Below are 15,864 nucleotides of genomic sequence, written 5' to 3'. Positions count from 1 at the left end.
TATCCACCACCCACGACCTGGACCTTACCAGCTTCGGCCTGACAGAGTTGGAACAGCGCGTCGAGCGCGCGCTGGCGCCTCCGGCGCGTTGATTCGTCGGATCCGAGTTCATGACCTTTCGTATCAGGCTGTCCTCGACTCACTCGGCGCTCGGTCGCGGGCCTGTGGCCCGGTTTCGACCTGTCGTTCGGCGCCGCGAACAGCGTCAAGAACGAGCTCTATGAATGGCGCTGCTCAAACCGGAACGCGGCACATGGCCTTTTGGGTCGCAACCGGAAGGGAGCGGGGGTGAAAACAGTGTGAGCTGGCCTTAGTGTGTCTTCCGCACGCGCAGCAATTCGTCCAGGATCAGGCAGATCGCGCCGAAGGTGATGGCGCTGTCGGCCATGTTGAAGGCCGGGAAATGCCAGCTGCCATAGTGAAAATCCAGAAAGTCCACCACATAGCCGTGCAGGCTGCGGTCAATCACGTTGCCCACCGCGCCGGCCAAAATGCAGGCCAGGGCAAACGAGAACAGCTTTTGCCCGGCATGCGACTTGAGTAGCCATACGATAAAGACGGCAGCCACCACACCGATGACGGTAAAAAACCAGCGCTGCCAGCCCGAAGCCGATGCCAGGAATGAAAACGCAGCCCCCAGGTTGTGAACCCGCACCACATTGAAGAAGCTGGTCACGTAGGTGGCATCACCGAGGCGGTAATAGCCCAGGATCAGCACCTTGGTGAACTGGTCGGTAATGACCAGGATCAGTGCCAAGCCCAGCCAGGGCAGCATGGACCCCGATGTTTTCTTGAATGAGGTTTTTGCCATTACGCGAACTTCCTGTCTTCACCCGCGCCATACAGGTTGCTGGTGCATCGGCCGCAAATCGTGGGGTGAGCGGGGTCAATGCCCACGTCGTCCCGGTAGTGCCAGCAGCGCTCGCATTTTGTGGCTGAACTGGTACTAACGCTTGATTGAAGGGTGCTTCCAGCTATCAAATCAATAGCAGATGTAATGAATGCAAACTTCAGATCATGGCCCAGGCTGGCCAGCAGCGCGTGGTCGTCGGACGGCACGGCCAGTATCAGGTTGGCCTGCAACGACGAGCCCACCTTGCCGTCGGCCCGCAAGGCTTCGATGTCTTTGTTGACCGCATCGCGGATTTCGCGAATGCGTGACCACTTGGCCAGCAGGGCGGCATCGGGCGCGGGAAGTTCGGCGTAGGTTTCCAGAAAGATGGACTCCGACTGGCCGAAAATCTTCCAAGCCTCTTCGGCGGTAAAGCTCAAAAACGGCGCCATCCAGCGCAGCATGGCATGCGTGATCGCGTGCAGCGCTGTTTGCGCGCTGCGCCGTGCCAGCGACTTGGGACCCGTCGTGTAGAGCCGGTCTTTCAGGATGTCGAGGTAAAAAGCCCCCAGGTCTTCGCTGCAGTAAATCTGCAGTTTGGAGACGACCGGATGAAATTCATACACCTCGTAGTGCGCCAGGATGTCGGCCTGCAGTTGCGCCGCACGGCTCAGCGCGTAGCGGTCGATCTCCAGCATCTCGTCAAACGGTACCGCGTCCTGGGCGGGGTCGAAATCGCTCACGTTGGCCATCAGAAAGCGCAGCGTATTGCGGATGCGGCGGTAGGCGTCGACCACGCGGGCCAAAATTTTGTCGTCAATGCCCAGGTCGCCCGAGTAATCGGTGGACGCGCACCACAGGCGGATGATTTCGGCACCGAGCTTGTCGCTGACTTCTTGTGGCGCCACGACATTCCCCTCGCTCTTGCTCATCTTGCGGCCTTTGCCGTCAACAGTGAAGCCATGGGTGAGCAGGCCTTTGTAGGGCGCATGGTCATACATCGCGCAAGCCGTGAGCAGCGACGAGTGAAACCAGCCGCGGTGCTGGTCGTGGCCTTCCAGGTACAGGTCAGCCGGCCAGGTCGACTGCGCCGCGTGGCTGTGCCGGAGGACGTGGTCATGCGTGGTTCCAGAGTCAAACCACACGTCGAGAATGTCGGTGCTTTTGATGTAGTCGGGGGCATCAGCGCCGATGATGGATTCAGCGCTCGCCTTGCTCCAGGCCTCGATACCACCAGCTTCCACCATGTCGGCCGCCTGGTCCATGATTTCCATGGTGCGCGGGTGCAATTCGCCCGTGGCGGTGTGGATGAAGAAGGGCAGCGGCACGCCCCAGTTGCGCTGGCGGCTGATGCACCAGTCGGGCCGGCCGGCGATCATGTCGCGCAAGCGCACTTTGCCGTTTTCGGGATAAAAGCGGGTTTCCTCGATCGCGGCCAAAGCCAGCTGGCGCAGCGTTTTGCCGGCCTTGTCCTTGGTGAACACGCCCTGGGTGCCCGATGTTTCTTCGTCCATGCGGATGAACCACTGGGCCGCTGCGCGGTAGATCACCGGCGTCTTGTGGCGCCAGCAGTGCGGGTAGCTGTGAACGATGTTGTCGGTGGCAAACAGGCGCCCGTGCTCGCGCAGCGTCTCAATGACGACGGGGCAGGCTTTCCAGATGTTGAGGCCGCCAAACAGCGGTAAGTCGTCCACATAGCGGCCATTGCCCTGCACCGGGTTCAGGATGTCGTCATAGGCCATACCATTGGCCACGCAGGAGTTAAAGTCTTCCACCCCATAAGCGGGCGAGGAGTGCACGATACCCGTGCCGTCGTCGGCGGTGGCGTAGTCGGCCAGAAACACCGGGCTGAAGCGCCGATAGCCGGCGTCCACGTCATACAGCGGATGCATGAAGTTCAGCAGCGCCAGGTGTTTGCCATGCGTGGTCGCCAGCACTTGGCCAGTGAGCTGGTAGCGTTCCAGGCACTTGTCCACCAGCACGGCCGCCAATAGAAGCAGGCCGCGTTCGGTATCGACCAGTGCATACTCAAGTTCGGGATTGAGGTTGAGCGCCTGGTTGGCCGGAATGGTCCACGCGGTGGTGGTCCAGATCACGGCAAAGGCGTCTTTGGCAAGGCTGGACAATCCAAAAGCTGCTGCCAGCTTTTCGGGCTCGGCGCATTTGAAGCCGACGTCCAGCGTCTGGGATTTCTTGTCGGCGTATTCGATCTCGAATTCGGCCAGCGACGAGCCGCAGTCGAAACACCAGTACACGGGTTTCAGACCACGGTATACAAAGCCGCGTTCCATGATGCGTTTGAGCGCGCGGATTTCATTGGCTTCGTTGCCGAAATCCATGGTGCGGTAGGGGTTGTCCCATTCGCCCAGCACGCCCAGGCGTTTGAAGTCGGCCATCTGCCCCACAATTTGCTCGGTGGCAAAGGCGCGGCTCTTGGCTTGTACTTCATCGCGCGGCAGGTTGCGCCCATGCAGCTTTTCAATGGCGTTTTCAATCGGCAGGCCATGGCAGTCCCAGCCCGGCACATAAATGGCGTCCAGCCCCTTGAGCTGGCGCGCCTTGACGATCATGTCTTTCAGAATCTTGTTGACGGCGTGGCCGATGTGGATCCTGCCGTTGGCATACGGCGGACCGTCGTGCAGCACAAACTTCACTGCGCCGCAGCGCGCCTCGCGCAGTTTTTTGTAAAGCCCCTGGTCTTCCCACTCCTTGACCCAGCCCGCCTCGCGCTTGGGCAGGTCGCCGCGCATGGGGAAGGGGGTTTCGGGCAGGTTCAGTGTTTGGCGGTAATCGACTTTTTCTGTCATTTTGAAACTCTTGGGACAAACTTTTGGGTTGACAGGCAGTCGTCAGGACCACCTTCAAAAGATCCCCTGCGGTATGTCAATGAATGCAGGGGGCGAACGGTTAGAGCGGGGCGCAGCGCCCCGTCAAATTCGCGCAGCGAAAAAAGCAAGTGCATCAACACAGTCTGTTGTGATTCCCTGCGTGAGGGCTTCCAGGCTGTCGTATTTCAGTTCGTCGTGCAGTTTGTGTAGCAGTTCCACACGAATGATTTTACCGTATGCCCCCTCTGGGCCAAGGCTGGCGGGCCATTCGAGGCAATGGGTCTCGAGCAGCACGCGCCCGCCGTTAGCGTCGCCAGGGTCGAGCGAGGGCCGTATACCCAGATTGGCGACCCCAGGCAGCGGTGGCCCGGTCAGGCCATGCACATGCACGGCAAAAATCCCGCTGGCAGCCGGATTCCAGTGGGAAAACCGCAAGTTGAGCGTACGAAAACCCAGATCGCGGCCCAATTTGCGGCCGTGTACCACATGGCCCGAGATGCTGTAAGGCCGGCCCAGCAGGCTCGCCACGCGGCCCATATCACCCTGTGCCAGCGCCTCGCGCACGGCTGAGCTGGAAACTCGGGTGCTATGCCCGCCGCCGGGCCGTCCCAAGGTGGGAGCGCCCCCTTGGGGTGCAGCGAGGTGCAGCCGGGCGTGGGGGTCAGATATTTCGTAGCTGTTCATGCGGGCGACGTCAAAACCGAGACGCTCACCTGCTGCGTCCAGCATGGCATAGTCGCCTGCGCGTTGGGCACCAAAACGGAAATCATCGCCCACCAGCACGTACCGGACCCCCAAGTCCCGAACCAGCACATCCTGAATAAAGCCTTCGGGCGGTTGCGATGCTAGCTGCGCATTAAAGGGAAGGACCACGCACTGGTCGATGCCGCAGTGCGCCAGCTCGGTGAGCTTGTCGCGCAGCGTGGCAATGCGCGCGGGCGCCAGCTCGGGTTTGCGGGCGAGCGCGGCGAAATAGTCACGCGGATGGGGCTCAAAGGTCATGACGCAGCTGGGCACGCTGCGGTGCTCGGCCTCATTTTTAAGCAGCGCCAGCATGGCCTGGTGGCCGCGGTGAACGCCATCGAAATTGCCAATGGTCAGGGCGCACTGCGTCGCCAGTTGGGGATGTCGGTAGCCGCGGAAGACTTTCATGGGACCAATTATCGTTTTTATAGCGACACCGGCCGATCGGGTGGGGACTGAACGCGGCTACTTGTGAATTGGAACCTGTTTGTCATGCTAGCTATCATGATTTCACTGTATATTGACAAGCAGATAGTCTGATGCCGTGTTTCCATGTTCATGGAGGTTCGTTTTGAAGGTCTTGAAGCTCTCAGCCCAGGGATTGCCACAATCGTGGATCAGCCTTGAACAGGCCGTGTTGCATTACGCGGCTGATGAAGTGCGCTGGGAGATCGGAGCGCGGGTTGCCACGTTTCACGGTGGCCACAACGCCATCACGGGCGAGCAGTCCATCATCACGGTCAACAGCATCATCGGCACCAAGGGCGTGCCCAACATCAGCCCGTTTGACATAAAGCCAGGGCTTACCAACGGCAAGCTGTTCGCGCGCGACCGCAATCTGTGCGCCTACTGCGGTGATCACTTTTACGAAGAAGACCTGACGCGTGAGCACATTATTCCGTTTGCGCAAAACGGCATTGATACCTGGATGAACGTGGTGACCGCCTGTCGCGCCTGCAACCACCGCAAAAGCAGCCGCACGCCCGAGCAGGCCCACATGCCGCTGTTGTACACGCCTTATGTGCCCAGCCTGTGGGAAGACTTCATTCTGCGCAACCGCCGTATTCTGGCGGACCAGATGGAGTTTTTGATGGCACACATTCCCAAGACATCGCGCCTGCACGCCTGAGCGAAATGCCTGTCTGCGGGGCAGGCCTTATGCAAACACGCCTGCCGTGTCCTGCATCTGCCTGGATACCTCGCCCAAGTGATGGAGCGTGTCGCCAAACGTCATCTCAAGCTGGGTGAGCTTCTTGAAGTAGTGGCTCACGATGTATTCGTCGGTCACGCCAATGCCGCCATGCAGCTGCACGGCCTGCTGGCCCACAAAACGCATGGAGACGCCTAACTGGTATTTGGCGCGGGCCAGGGCGCGGCGGCGCTCTTCTGCCGGCGCATTGAGTTTGAGCGACGCATAGTAGCTCATGGAGCGGGCCAGTTCCAGCTGCATTTTCATGTCGGCCACGCGGTGACGCAGTGCCTGGAAGCTGCTGATGGCCACACCAAACTGTTTGCGGGTGTTCATGTACTCCACCGTGATGCTGAGCGTCTTGTCCATCACCCCGACGGCTTCGGCGCAGGAGGCGGCGATGCCGATGTCAATGGCATGGGCGAGAGCTGTCAAGCCTTCCAGGGTGATCAGGCTGGCGAGTGCCTCCTTGAACGTCACTTCTGCAGCCCGGCCGCCATCTTGCGTACCGTAGCCGCGGGTGGCCACGCCTGCTGCTGTGCGCTCGACCAGAAAGAGCGCCATCTTGCCGTTAATCATGGCTGGCACCATGAAAGCATCTGCCTGGTCACCGGCGTGCACTATGCTTTTTGTAGCGCTTAGCGCCCATGTATCTTGGGCTAGAGTCGCTTTTGCTTCGCAAATTTCGAATTTGTAGCGTGCGGCGCGCTCCTGGTAAGCCAGCACCACCAGGCTTTCGCCCGAGGCTATTTTTGGCAGCCAGGCTGCCTGGACAGCCTCCGGTGCGTAGCCAGAGAGCACGGCGCCAGCCATCAGCGTCTGGGCGAAAGGCTCCAGCACAATGCCGCGCCCGAGTTCTTCCATCACCACCATGCCTTCCACAGGCCCCATGCCAAGTCCGCCTTGCGCCTCGGGGATGTAGAGGCCCGCCAGGCCCAATTCGGCCAGCTGGCCATAGGCCTCGCGTGAAAATCCGCCCGCCTTGGCAATGCTGCGGCGGCGTTCGAAGTTGTAGCCTTTGTCAACCCACTTGCGTACCGCGTCGCGCAGTTGTTCCTGGTCGTCCGTAAAATCGAAATTCATGATGCTTTCCTTTAACCAAGAACTGTTTGAGCGACGATATTTCGCTGCACCTCGTTGGAGCCGCCATAAATCGTGGTCTTGCGCAGATTGAAGTAACTCGAGGCTAGCGGGGCGTTGGCGGTCAAGCCACCTGGGAAGTCGCCTTGCCAGCCCGCTTCCATGGCTTCTTCGATAAAGGGCAGGCTGTAAGGGCCTGCGGCCAGCATCATGAGCTCGCTGTAGCGCTGCTGGATTTCACTGCCGCGGATTTTCAGCAGGCCCGCGATGTCCAGCGAGTTTTTGCCGGATTTTTCAGCCGAGAGCACGCGCAGAACCAGCATTTCAAGCGCGACCACGTCCACTTCAAGTTTGGCGATTTCATCGCGAAAACGCACGTCGTTGTAGACGTTTTCGGCTTTGGCAATGCGCTTGAGGCGCTCGAGTTCGCGCTTGGAACGGTTCACGTCGGCGATGTTGGTGCGCTCATGGCTGAGCAGGTGCTTGGCATACGTCCAGCCCTTGTTTTCTTCGCCAATCAGGTTCTCGGCGGGCACTTCCACGTTGTCGAACCAGACCTCATTGACTTCGGCTTCGCCGTCCAGCAACACAATGGGGCGCACCGTCACGCCGGGCGACTTCATGTCGATCAGCAGGAAGGAAATGCCGGTCTGCGGCTTGCCTTCGTTACTGGTGCGCACCAGGCAAAAAATCCACTCGCCATACTGGCCCAGCGTGGTCCAGGTCTTCTGGCCATTGACGATGTACTGGTTGCCCTGCCGCTCGGCCCGGCACTTGACCGAGGCGAGGTCGGAGCCGGCGCCTGGCTCGCTGTAGCCCTGGCTCCACCAGACTTCGCCGCTGGCGATGCCGGGCAGAAAGCGCTTTTGTTGCTCCGCATTGCCGAACGCCATGATGACGGGGGCGACCATCACCGGTCCAAATGGGAGGACGCGGGGGGCGCCAGCCAGCGCGCATTCTTCTTCAAACAAGTGCTTTTGCACGGCGTTCCAGCCCGGGCCGCCAAATTCCTTGGGCCAGGCGTGGCCCAGCCAGCCCTTTTTACCGAGGATTTTGGCCCAGCGCTGCATGTCGTCACGCGACAAGCGCAAGGCGTTGTGTACCTTGTGCGAAATATCAGCCGGCAAGTTGGCATGAACCCAGGCGCGTATCTCTTCGCGAAAGGCCTGCTCTTCAGGGGTAAAAGCTAAATCCATGGCAAGTTCTCCAATGCAGTGTTTTTAGCACGATCATTCGCGCCATCCTGTCAGGCTTGAGACAAGCCCAGCTCTTTTTGCAAGTGGGCCAGCTGGCCTTGAAGCTGCAAGACCTGGGTTTCCAGGGTTTCAATGCGCTGCTCCAGGCGTTCGGCCTGGCCCAAAGAAATCGGCTCAGCTTCAGAATTGATAGCGTCATCGCTAGTGCCGATGTGCGGAAGGGAGGCTAATAGCCCATCGCCGCAGAGTAAATGTGCCCAGCGCTGCTCCCTCATGCCAGCGGCCCGAGGCAAGTGTGCCACCATGGCGGCGCCGCCGTCTTCGCTGCGGGCTTTCAGTTCGGCCAAAGCGTCTTCCACGCTGGCGATATCGGAAAATTTGTACCAACGCTCGCTGTTGGTGCGCAGCTCGCCGGGCGTTTGCGGCCCGCGCAGCATGAGCAAACCCAGGAGTACCGCCTGCGGCTCGCTCACCCGCAAGCCGCGCTGAAAATTGTGCTCAAAACGCGGCACACGGCTGGAACTGGCTTCAAACGCCAGGCTCAGGGCTTTGAGCGCGTCAATCGCCGCTTGGGCTTGGGCCTCGGTGACTTCCATCACTGGGTCGCGGCTGGTTTTTTGGTTGCAGCCCAGCAGCAAGGCGTTGAGCGACAGCGGGTAACTGTCGGGCACGGTGCGGGCTTTTTCCATCAAGGTGGCCAGCACGCGGGCTTCTATCGGTGTGAGGGATCTCATGGGGATAATCCTGAAACAATGAAAAACATCGTGATCTTAATTTCTGGCAGCGGCTCCAACATGGCTGCCATTGCCAGGACTGCACAAAAAGAAGCCTGGCAGGACAGGCGCGGCATGCGTGTTGCCGCTGTCATCAGCAACCGCGCGGACGCCCAGGGGCTGGCGCTGGCCAAAGATATGGGAATAGCGACCGAGGTCGTGTCGCACCGTTCTTTTGACTCGCGTGAGGCCTTTGATGCAGCGCTCATGGCACGTATTGACCAGCATGCGCCGCAACTGGTGGTGCTGGCGGGCTTCATGCGCATCCTCACGCCTGGCTTTGTGCAGCACTACGCGGGCCGGCTGATCAATATCCACCCCTCACTGTTGCCGGCTTTCACGGGCCTTAACACGCACCAGCGTGCCATCGACGCGGGCTGTCAGGTTGCGGGCGCAACCGTGCATCAGGTGACGGTCGAGCTGGACCACGGCGCCATCCTGGCGCAGGCGGTGGTGCCCGTGTTACCCGGCGACAGTGCGGATACGCTGGCTACCCGCGTGCTCACGCAGGAACACCTGATTTTTCCGCAAGCCGTCCGGTCCTTTTTTGAACGCTGTGTCTGATTTTTGACGACCCGTCTCTGCTTGGGGTGCCTGGTTTATTTGCTATAAAAATAATAGCTTATCTCGCCCGCCTTTATTGGGCTAGAGCCATAAAACACTACATTTTTGACTGAAAAACCAGCCCCGCGTGCTCGCGCAGTGCATGGAACTTGATCTTGGGCCATTGCTGCTCCACCGCACGCAAGGTGGCGCTGTGGTCCACCAGCAGGGTCGGTGCATCCACCGCATCGAGTGCCACACGGTGCGCGTTGGCCTCGATGAATTTTTTCAGTTCATGGGGGTCTTCAGAAGTAACCCAGCGCGCCAGGTTGAAGTGGCTGCCCATGATGCGGGCCTTCACGCCGTACTCATGCTCCAGCCGGTGCGCCACCACTTCAAATTGCAGCTGGCCCACGGCTCCCAGCAGCAACAGCGAACCGGCGATGGGCCGGAACACCTGAATGGCACCTTCTTCGCCAAGCTGCGTGAGCCCCGCGCGCAGCTGCTTGCTGCGCAACGGATCGGCCACTTCCACCGAGCGGAACATTTCCGGTGCAAAAAAAGGCAGGCCGGTGAATTGCAGCGCTTCGCCTTCGGTGAGCGTGTCGCCGAGCTGCAGCACCCCATGGTTGGGAATGCCGATGATGTCGCCGGCAAAAGCGGTGTCGAGCAGCTCGCGGCGCTGGCTCATGAAGCTCACCACGGTATTGGGCCGCAGTTCCTTGCCACTGCGCACCACCTTCAAACGCATGCCGCGCGTGAACTCGCCGCTGACCACGCGCAAAAAAGCTATGCGGTCGCGGTGGGCCGGGTCCATGTTGGCCTGGATCTTGAACACCACGCCTGAAAATTTCTTTTCTTCGGGTTGCACCACGCGCTGCAGGGCCATGCGTTCGGACGGCGGCGGGGCCAGGTCCACGAGGGCGTCGAGCACTTCTTGTACGCCAAAGTTGTTGATCGCCGAACCAAAAAACATGGGCGTTTGCTTGCCGCTGAGGAATTCTTCGCGGTTGAATTTTGGCGTTGCGCCAGCTACCAGCTCGATTTCGCCCTGCGCCTGCGTGAACTCTGCGCCAAAGCGTTTGGCCGCTTCAGCGTTGTCCAGCCCGGACAGGATTTCGTCGTCGCCGCCTGCTTTGTCTTCGCCGGGGCTGAACACGCGCATCTGGTTTTCGCGCCGGTCAAACACGCCGTGAAAGAGCTTGCCCATGCCGACGGGCCAGGTGAAGGGCACAACGGTCATGCCGAGTTCGCGTTCGATCTCGTCCATCAGGCTCATCGGGTCCTGCACCTCGCGGTCCATCTTGTTCACAAAGGTCAGGATGGGCGTGTTGCGGGCGCGGCAGACCTGCAGCAGACGGCGCGTTTGCGGCTCAACGCCGTTGGCGGCATCAATCACCATCAGCGCGGCGTCCACTGCCGTCAGCACGCGGTAGGTGTCTTCCGAGAAGTCCTGGTGGCCGGGCGTGTCGAGCAGGTTGATCACGCAGTCGCGGTATTCCATCTGCATGACCGAGCTGGCCACCGAAATACCCCGCTGCTTTTCAATCTCCATCCAGTCAGAGGTCGCGTGGCGCGCAGCCTTGCGGGCCTTCACGCTGCCAGCAATCTGAATGGCGCCCGAGAACAGCAGCAGCTTTTCAGTCAGCGTGGTCTTGCCGGCGTCAGGGTGGGAAATGATGGCAAACGTGCGGCGGCGCTTGACTTGTTTTGCGATTTCGGAGGTTTCAGACATAACCCATGATTATCGGTGACGCTTGCCTCGGCTAGCACGCTAATCGGGCTGCCGTGCGAAACGTGGCTGCCGGAGGCCGTCAATCACCACCTCTTCGTTGAACATGGCCGCCGGCCTGACCCACAGGCCTTTTTCGCCATACCGCGCCCGGTACAGCGTCATGGGCTCCAGGCTTTCGCTGTGGCGGACCGTCCCCACCACCTCATAGAGCATGCCCTTGTAGTGGCGGTACAGGCCGGGCGGGGTTTCAATCAGCGGTGGCAAGAGGTCGGGCAGGGTCAATCAAGACTCCATGAGGTGGGTTATGGGACCGCAGTGGGACAATAGGGCCATGCATCCTAAAGCCTTACTAGACAGTTGTTCCGAGCTACTCAAGCAGGTTCTCAAATTTGACCACCCCGCCGACATGGTGTTGTCGCGCTATTTTCGCGAGTTGCGTCTCGGACCCCGCGAGCGGGCCACGCTGGCTGAAACGGTTTACACCGTGCTGCGCAAAAAATCGCTTTTCACCTACCTGGCCCAGCATGGCAGTGGACCGCCGGAGCGGCGCCTGGCGATTCTGGGTTTCGCTGCCGAACGCGATTTCTTGCTGAGTGCGCTGACCGATCAGGAGCAAGACTGGCTGGCCCGCTGTGACCAGGTCAAACCCTCGGATCTGATGGAACTGCACCGCCACAACCTGCCGCAATGGCTGGTAGAGCCCCTCAAAGAGCAGTTGGGAGACGACTTCTGGCCGCTGGTCGAAAGCCTCAATGCCCCTGCGGGCCTGGACTTGCGCGTCAATACCTTGAAAGATAAACGGGCTGAAGTACAGAAGGAACTTGCCAAGTCAGCTATTAAAACGGTAGCAACACCGTATTCGCCCTGGGGTCTGCGGCTGGTGGACAAACCGCAACTCGGCAAGCTGGACGCTTTCACGCGCGGTGCCATTGAAGTGCAGGACGAAGGCTCGCAGTTGCTGGCCCTGCTGGTCGATGGCAAACGCGGCGAAATGGTGGTGGACTTTTGTGCTGGCGCGGGCGGTAAAACGCTGGCAATTGGCGCCGCCATGCGAAATACCGGGCGACTGTATGCCTTTGACACCTCTGGCCACCGGCTGGCGGCCCTCAAGCCGCGGCTGGCGCGCAGCGGCTTGTCCAACGTCCATCCGGTGGCCATTGCGCATGAACGCGATGACCGCATCAAGCGTCTGGCAGGCAAGATCGACCGGGTGCTGGTGGATGCGCCATGCTCGGGGCTGGGCACCTTGCGGCGCAATCCTGACCTGAAATGGCGGCAAAGCCCCAAGGCGATTGAAGAGCTCACGGCCAAGCAAACCGCCATTTTGCAGAGCGCCGCACGCCTTCTGAAGCCCGGTGGACGGCTGGTTTACGCCACTTGCAGCATCCTGCGCGAAGAGAATGAGGCGATTGCTGAGGCTTTCAGCGCCGCAAATAAAGATTTCAACCTGCTTGAAGTTGGGCCTTTGTTGACCCATCTGGGAGTGGAAAAGGCCGAAACACTTTGCCGCGGCCCCTACCTCAGGCTCTGGCCTTACCTGCACCAGACTGATGGGTTTTTTGCGGCAGTGTGGCAAAAAGTTTGATCTTTGGCGATGCATGACCGCAGATAAGCGGGCGTTGCCTCTTTATCCGACTTTTGATTCTTTCCTGGTCATTCCGAGCGCTGCGAGCAAGTCGTGGTGTTTTTTGACCATCGCCATATAATAGAGGGTTGTCTGGTGCAGCCCAAGAGACAAGTTTTAAATACATGGCTGGTGCAGATTGTTTAAAGGACTTTTATGATCGTTTTTGATGCCGTCCTCGACTGGCTGGCTCATGGACTTGTAGCCGCCAGCTGGTGGCAAATCGTGCTGTACGCACTTGTGACAACCCACATCACAATCGTCAGCGTGACGCTTTATCTGCATCGCCATCAGGCGCACCGCGCCATGGATTTGCACGCCATTCCGGCTCATTTCTTCCGCTTCTGGCTGTGGCTTGGCACCGGTCAGGTCACCAAGGAATGGGTGTCCGTGCACCGCAAGCACCACGCCAAATGCGAAACCATGGAAGACCCGCACAGTCCCTATGCACACGGCATCAAAACCGTGTTCTGGAAAGGTGCCGAGCTCTACCGGGCCGAGACGAAAAACATGGAAACCATCGCCAAGTTTGGCCGTGGGACGCCCGATGACTGGCTTGAGCGCAATCTGTACACGCGTTTTAGCTGGCAAGGCGTCGGCCTGATGCTGATCATCAATCTGGCACTGTTTGGCGCAGCTGGCCTAGCCGTCTGGGCAGTCCAGATGGCGTGGATTCCCGTGACGGCGGCCGGCATCATCAATGGTATCGGCCATTACTGGGGCTACCGCAACTTTGAAGCGCCTGACGCCAGCACCAACGTTTCGCCTTGGGGCATCATTATCGGCGGTGAAGAGTTGCACAACAACCACCACACCTATCCCACGTCGGCAAAATTCTCTGTGAAGCCCTATGAGTTTGACATTGGCTGGGGCTATATCCGTGCCATGGAAAAAGTGGGCCTGGCGACCGTGAAGAAAGTTCCGCCCAAGCTTCAGCTGGGTGCCATCCAGCCGGTGGCTGACGAGAAAACGCTGGAAGCACTGATTGCGCACCGCTATGAGGTGATGGCTGGTTTTGCGCGCGAGTTGCGCCGTGCCGGTAAGGCCGAGATTGAAGTGCTGAAAGCCAAAAAAGCGGACATGTCGGTGTTGCGCGCAGCCAATCATTGGCTGCACCGTGACGATGACAGGGTGCCGGCAGCGGCCAAGCCACAACTTGCCCAAGCTAGAGCTGAGCATCCTGTGCTGGACAAGATGGTCACCATGCGCGAAGAGCTTCGCCAGATGTGGTTAACCACTTCGGCGTCGCGCGAGCAACTCGCCTCTGAGTTGCAGGCTTGGTGTCACCGTGCCGAAGAAAGCGGCATTGCCGCACTTCGCGAATTCTCGATGAAGTTGCGTGCCGCCCGCACCTGAGCTGATTGACTCATTCAGACTATTTGAGCTGAAATTTTTCAAAGCCGCCTCAGCGATATTTCGCTGAGGCGGCTTTGTTATTTGTGGCTGGGTAGGTAGTCAGGTAACTCATTTGTCTGGCTCAGGGTCACTGTGTTGAGGCGGACAGGCGAGGGCGCATGCTAGTAAAAGAGTGCAGCGAAAGTGGCACTCCGGCCCCTGGTGTTATCGTTGCCAGCCGTGGTCTTTGCAGGTCAGCTGATTGTCTGGCTAGCGGCGGCATCAGGAGACGAGCAGACATAAAAAAACCCGCTGTGATGCAGCGGGTTTTTTGGGCAACGCAGGGCGTCGCAGAAATCAGACGAATTTACTTCAGTTTGATTTCTTTGTATTCCACGTGTTTTCGTGCTTTTGGATCAAATTTCATGATCAGCATTTTGTCGGGCGTGGTTTTCTTGTTTTTGGTGGTCGTGTAAAAGTGACCCGTGCCGGCAGTGGACTCCAGCTTGATTTTTTCGCGTGCGCCTTTAGCCATGATGGTTCTCCTTAGACTTCACCGCGGGCACGAAGGTCCACTAGGACCGCGTCGATGCCTTTTTTATCAATCAAGCGCAGACCGGCACTGGTAATGCGCAGACGCACCCAGCGGTTTTCGCTCTCGACCCAGATGCGGCGGTACTGCAGATTAGGCATGAACCGGCGCTTGGTTTTGTTGTTGGCGTGAGAAACTTTGTTTCCCACCATTGGGGCTTTGCCCGTTACCTGACAGACGCGTGCCATGAGCACTCTCCGTAAAAAATTAGAAATCGGATGCTGGCAACTGCAGGAATCCGTGCTGTACGGATCATACGAATGCTCAGCTAAGCCATAAATTATAGCCTGAAAATGGAGTTATTAAAAACAGGCGCTCTGTGGCTCCAAGAAGGCCTGCGAAAGGCCCGCAAAAGGGCGATTGTGCCCGCTGTTTAAACGCTTTGCTCCAGAAATCGCTGGGCATCCAGCGCCGCCATGCAGCCGGTACCCGCACTGGTGATGGCCTGGCGGTATATATGGTCCTGCACGTCACCGGCGGCGAACACGCCTGGCACGCTGGTCATGGTGGCAAGGCCCTGCTGACCGGTTTTAGTGAGGATGTAGCCGTCTTTCATCTCCAGTTGCCCGGCAAAAATGTCGGTATTGGGTTGGTGGCCGATGGCGATAAAACAGCCTTTGAGCGCGATGTCTTCCGTGGCGCCGTTTTGGCTGCTTTTCAGCCGCACGCCAGTCACGCCCGAAGCATCCCCGAGCACCTCGTCCAGGGTGTTGTGAAGTTTGAGTTCAATCTTGCCTGCAGCCACTTTTTCATGAAGTTTGTCGAGCAGGATGGCTTCGGCCTTGAATTTGTCGCGGCGATGCACCAGCGTGACTTTGCTGGCAATGTTGGACAGATACAGCGCTTCTTCCACAGCCGTGTTGCCGCCACCCACGACGCAGACCTCCTGGTCGCGGTAAAAGAATCCGTCGCAGGTGGCACAGCCGGAAACGCCGCGGCCCATGAACGCCGTTTCCGATTCCAGCCCCAGGTATTTGGCGGAAGCACCGGTGGCGATGATCAGTGCGTCGCAGGTGTAAGTGCCGCTGTCACCCGTCAGCGTGAAGGGGCGCTTGCTGAGATCGACCTGGTTGATGTGATCAAAAATAATTTCGGTCTTGAAGCGCTCTGCATGCGCCAGGAAGCGTTGCATCAGGTCCGGCCCCTGCACGCCATGCACGTCAGCCGGCCAGTTGTCGACATCCGTTGTGGTCATGAGTTGGCCACCCTGCGCAATTCCGGTAATCAGTACGGGGTTGAGGTTGGCACGCGCTGCATACACCGCTGCGGTGTAGCCTGCAGGGCCTGAGCCGAGAATGAGGACTTTGGAATGTTTCATGATGAAAAACTGATTTGGAAAATGTTAGAAGTCATGTAGAGTCAGGTCGTACGAGTGCGCCGCAAGGGCAAACTT

General features: G+C 59.1%; 15 protein-coding genes. 4 read left to right on the top strand and 11 right to left on the bottom strand.

Annotated elements, in window-relative coordinates:
• Positions 1–310: 310 nt before the first annotated feature.
• The 3 genes from lspA to B3F77_RS03665 form a co-directional block, all read right to left on the bottom strand.
• Positions 311–811, bottom strand: coding sequence for a signal peptidase II (gene lspA, locus B3F77_RS03675; RefSeq protein WP_293603643.1), 501 nt, complete (start codon positions 809–811; stop codon positions 311–313).
• Entirely contained in the window at positions 811–3,639 is a 2,829-nt protein-coding gene (gene ileS / locus B3F77_RS03670; RefSeq protein WP_293603642.1) for an isoleucine--tRNA ligase, read from the bottom strand. Before ileS ends, lspA begins: the two co-directional genes overlap by 1 nt.
• Positions 3,640–3,762: 123 nt before the next feature.
• A complete protein-coding gene (locus tag B3F77_RS03665) occupies positions 3,763–4,812 on the bottom strand; it encodes a bifunctional riboflavin kinase/FMN adenylyltransferase (protein WP_293603641.1) in 1,050 nt (349 codons plus the stop codon).
• 163 nt (positions 4,813–4,975) lie between these two features.
• Between B3F77_RS03665 and B3F77_RS03660 the strand changes: the two genes are divergently transcribed.
• Complete coding sequence (locus B3F77_RS03660; protein ID WP_293603640.1) at positions 4,976–5,533, top strand: HNH endonuclease; 558 nt, start codon at positions 4,976–4,978, stop codon at positions 5,531–5,533.
• A 27-nt stretch (positions 5,534–5,560) separates the two neighbouring features.
• On the opposite strand, the gene B3F77_RS03655 is transcribed toward B3F77_RS03660, so the two are convergent.
• From B3F77_RS03655 to B3F77_RS03645, 3 genes are read right to left on the bottom strand one after another with little or no spacing between them, the layout of a single operon-like run.
• Positions 5,561–6,676, bottom strand: coding sequence for an acyl-CoA dehydrogenase family protein (locus tag B3F77_RS03655; RefSeq protein ID WP_293603639.1), 1,116 nt, complete (start codon positions 6,674–6,676; stop codon positions 5,561–5,563).
• Positions 6,677–6,687: 11 nt separating this feature from the next.
• A complete protein-coding gene (locus tag B3F77_RS03650; RefSeq protein ID WP_293603638.1) occupies positions 6,688–7,869 on the bottom strand; it encodes an acyl-CoA dehydrogenase family protein in 1,182 nt (393 codons plus the stop codon).
• Positions 7,870–7,919: 50 nt separating this feature from the next.
• Positions 7,920–8,603, bottom strand: coding sequence for a YceH family protein (locus B3F77_RS03645; RefSeq protein WP_293603637.1), 684 nt, complete (start codon positions 8,601–8,603; stop codon positions 7,920–7,922).
• Between the two features lie 18 nt (positions 8,604–8,621).
• Here B3F77_RS03645 and purN point away from each other — a divergent pair, with 18 nt between their 5' ends.
• Positions 8,622–9,206: a phosphoribosylglycinamide formyltransferase gene (gene purN / locus B3F77_RS03640; protein ID WP_293603636.1), complete on the top strand. Its 585-nt coding sequence runs from the start codon at positions 8,622–8,624 to the stop codon at positions 9,204–9,206.
• 97 nt (positions 9,207–9,303) lie between these two features.
• On the opposite strand, the gene B3F77_RS03635 is transcribed toward purN, so the two are convergent.
• Complete coding sequence (locus B3F77_RS03635; protein ID WP_293603635.1) at positions 9,304–10,920, bottom strand: peptide chain release factor 3; 1,617 nt, start codon at positions 10,918–10,920, stop codon at positions 9,304–9,306.
• Between the two features lie 39 nt (positions 10,921–10,959).
• Positions 10,960–11,196: a DUF1653 domain-containing protein gene (locus B3F77_RS03630; RefSeq protein WP_293603678.1), complete on the bottom strand. Its 237-nt coding sequence runs from the start codon at positions 11,194–11,196 to the stop codon at positions 10,960–10,962.
• 55 nt (positions 11,197–11,251) lie between these two features.
• On the opposite strand from B3F77_RS03630, the gene B3F77_RS03625 reads away from it, so the two are divergent.
• Positions 11,252–12,505, top strand: a complete 1,254-nt coding sequence (locus tag B3F77_RS03625; RefSeq protein ID WP_293603634.1) for an RsmB/NOP family class I SAM-dependent RNA methyltransferase — start codon at positions 11,252–11,254, stop codon at positions 12,503–12,505.
• A gap of 195 nt (positions 12,506–12,700) precedes the next feature.
• The gene (locus B3F77_RS03620; RefSeq protein WP_293603633.1) at positions 12,701–13,900 is read left to right on the top strand and encodes a DesA family fatty acid desaturase; all 1,200 of its coding nucleotides are present in this window, start codon (positions 12,701–12,703) and stop codon (positions 13,898–13,900) included.
• A 346-nt stretch (positions 13,901–14,246) separates the two neighbouring features.
• On the opposite strand, the gene rpmG is transcribed toward B3F77_RS03620, so the two are convergent.
• From rpmG to trxB, 3 genes are all read right to left on the bottom strand, one after another.
• Positions 14,247–14,414, bottom strand: a complete 168-nt coding sequence (rpmG, locus tag B3F77_RS03615; RefSeq protein WP_007863188.1) for a 50S ribosomal protein L33 — start codon at positions 14,412–14,414, stop codon at positions 14,247–14,249.
• A gap of 11 nt (positions 14,415–14,425) precedes the next feature.
• Positions 14,426–14,659 carry a 50S ribosomal protein L28 gene (gene rpmB, locus B3F77_RS03610; RefSeq protein WP_293603632.1) on the bottom strand — a complete coding sequence of 78 codons (234 nt, stop codon included), beginning with the start codon at positions 14,657–14,659 and terminating at the stop codon, positions 14,426–14,428.
• A gap of 185 nt (positions 14,660–14,844) precedes the next feature.
• Complete coding sequence (gene trxB, locus B3F77_RS03605) at positions 14,845–15,789, bottom strand: thioredoxin-disulfide reductase (protein ID WP_293603631.1); 945 nt, start codon at positions 15,787–15,789, stop codon at positions 14,845–14,847.
• Positions 15,790–15,864 lie beyond the last annotated feature (75 nt).

Source organism: Polaromonas sp. UBA4122, from assembly GCA_002381615.1.
Lineage (GTDB): Bacteria > Pseudomonadota > Gammaproteobacteria > Burkholderiales > Burkholderiaceae_C > Polaromonas.
This window is presented reverse-complemented; position numbering and strand designations above follow the sequence as displayed.